The organism is Myxococcus sp. AS-1-15 (genome assembly GCF_020037055.1).
Classification (GTDB): domain Bacteria; phylum Myxococcota; class Myxococcia; order Myxococcales; family Myxococcaceae; genus Myxococcus; species Myxococcus fulvus.
Genome location: NZ_JAIQDF010000052.1, coordinates 1 through 2,851 on the forward strand (window position 1 = coordinate 1; position 2,851 = coordinate 2,851).

General features: G+C 69.7%; 1 protein-coding gene. It reads right to left on the reverse strand.

The genetic code is table 11. The features are described from left to right. Window positions 1–2,851 (reverse strand): non-ribosomal peptide synthetase (locus K8625_RS43420; RefSeq protein WP_223786086.1); only part of this gene is annotated, 2,851 nt, incomplete at both ends.

Sequence of the window (2,851 nt, forward strand, 5' to 3'; positions counted from 1 at the left end):
TGTCGGTGGGCAGCTCCAACACCGGCGGCGCTCCCGCCAGCTGCTCCTTCCACCACCCCAGCTGCTTCTCCAGCACCGCCCCCTTCAGCCACTCCCGCTGCCATCTCGCGTAGTCCGCGTACCGCACGTCCAACGGTGTGCGCTCCACCGACTCCCCTCGCACCCTCGCCCCGTACCCCTCTCCCAGCTCCTTCTCCAGCAGCCCCACCGACCACCCGTCGAACACGATGTGATGCACCACCCACACCAGCACGTGTTCTTCATCCCCCACCTTCAACACCTTCGCCCTCAGCAGCGGCCCTCTCTCCAGGTCGAACGGGCGCTGGGCTTCCTCCTCCACCCTTTCCAGCACTTCCGCCGCGGCCACGGGCTCCACCTTCAGCGACAGCTCCACGTCCTCGTGGATTCGCTGCACCGGTTTCCCGTCCACCTCACCGAAGGTCGTCCGCAAGGACTCGTGCCTTCTCACCACGTCACGGAACGCGCCCTCCAGCGCGCCCACGTCCAGCCGACCCGAGAGCCGCACCGCGAAGGGCATGTTGTACGAGAAGCCCTCCGCATCGAGCTGCGAGAGGAACCACAGTCGCTGCTGCGCGAAGGACTGCTCCACCACGCCGTTGTGCGGTCTCCAGGTCAGCGCGGGCGGAGGTGCACCCCTCGCTTCCTCGAGGACATCCTCCAGGTGCTCGGCGAGCTGCGCCACCGTGGGCGATTCGAAGAGCACACGGACGGGGAGGTCTCGCCCCACCACGTCCTTCAAGCGGGACACCGCCTGGGTCGCGAGCAGCGAGTGCCCCCCCAGCTCGAAGAAGTGTGCCTCCACGCCCACGCGCTCCAAGCCGAGCAGCGGACCGAACACCTCCGCGACGACCCGCTCCATCGCCGTGCGTGGCGCCACGTCGCCACCGCGTGACTCCTCCACGCGCGGCACCGGCAACGCCTTGCGGTCCACCTTCCCCGTCGGGGCAATCGGCAACGCGGGGAGCGCGACGAAGGCCGAGGGCACCATGTACTCGGGCACCTTCGCCTGCAGGTGCGCGCGCAGCTCCGCCGGGGTCAGCGTGTGACCGTCCTGGAACACGACGTAGCCCACCAGGCGCCGGTCTCCCGGCACGTCCTCGCGCACCACCGCCACCGCGTCCCGCACACCGGGCAGCGCTCGCAGCACCACCTCCACCTCGCCCAGCTCGATGCGGAAGCCCCGCAGCTTCACCTGTCCATCCAGGCGCCCGAGGAACTCCAGGTTCCCGTCCGCCATCCACCGCGCCCGGTCTCCCGTGCGGTAGTAGCGCTCACCCGACGTGCCCTCGAGCGTGTCCGGGAGGAACCGGTCCGCGGTCAAATCGGGGCGGCCATGATAGCCGTGCGCCAGACTCGCGCCCGCGACGCCCACTTCACCCGGGACACCGATGGGACAGGGCTCGCCGTTCGCGTCCAACACGTACAGGCGCACGTTGGTGATGGGCACGCCCACCGGCGGAAGCGCGGGCCACGAGGAAGGAGGTCCCGAGGCCCGCCACGCGGTGACGACATGCGCCTCCGAGGGCCCGTACTGGTTCTCCAGCACGCATCCCGGGAGCCGCTCGAAGAAGGCCACGAGCGCGGGCGTCACCTGGAGCTGCTCTCCCGCCGTCACCACCTCCGTCAAGGGAGGCAGCACCTCCTCGGACGCAGCGGCGTCGCAGACCGCCTGAAGCGCGACGAAGGGGAGGTAGAGCCGCTCGACCTGGTGACGCACCATGTACCGGAGCATCGCGCCAGGGTCCTGTCGCAGCGCCGGGGTGATGAGCAGGACGCGGCCACCCAGACACCAGGTGCCGAACATCTCCTGGAAGGAGACGTCGAAGTTGAGCGAGGCGAACTGGAGCGTCGTCGCGTCCGGCTTCACCGTCCGCTTCAGCAACCACCAGAGCATGTTGCCCACCGCGCGGTGGGACATGACGATGCCCTTCGGTCGCCCCGTGCTCCCGGACGTGTAGACGAAGTAGCAGTTCGTCTCCACGGAGAGGTCCACGCAAGGCGCGCTCGTGGGGCGGCGCGAGATGGCGGCGGCCTCGTCCTCCAGGCTCAACACCCGCGCCGACGTCCCCGAGGGCAGCGCGGAGACCAGGTGCGCCTGCGCCACCACCACCGGCGCTTCCGTGTCCTCCAACATCAGCCGCAGTCGCTCGGTGGGCCAGGTCGGGTCCAGGGGAAGGAAGGCCGCTCCGGCCTTGAGGGTGGCCAGCACCGCCACGGGCATCTCGAGGCTGCTCCGGTCCAGGCACAGCCCCACCGAGCCGTTGGGCGGCACCCCCAACGCCACCAGGTGATTCGCGAGCTGGTTCGCGCGGGCGTCCAGCTCCGCGTACGTCAACGAGCGCGTGCCGTCCGTCACCGCCTCCGCGTGAGGCGTCCGCGCCACCTGGGCCTCCACCCATTGGTGCATCAGGCCCGGCACATAGGTCACGTCGCGGCGCGCGCCCCACTCCACCAGCAGGTGCCGACGCTCCGTCGCATCGAGCAACGGGAGCGCGGAGATGGGCTGCTCCGAGGACTCCACCACCGCGTCGAGCAAGCGTCCGTAGTGGCCCGCCATCCGCGACACCGTCTCCTCGTCGAACAGGTCCGTGTTGTATTCCCAGAACGTCACCAGCCCGCGCGGCGTCTCCCACGCGAACAGCGAGAGGTCGAACTTCGACACGCCCGGCTCGAAGTCGAGTTCCTCCGACGTGACTCCTTCGAGCGCCAGGGGCGCCAGTTCGCCGGGCATGACGAACATGACCTGGAAGAGGGGTGAGCGGCTCAAATCCCGGCTCGGCTGCAGCGCGTCCACCACCTGCTCGAAGGGCAGGTCCTGGTGCGCGAACGC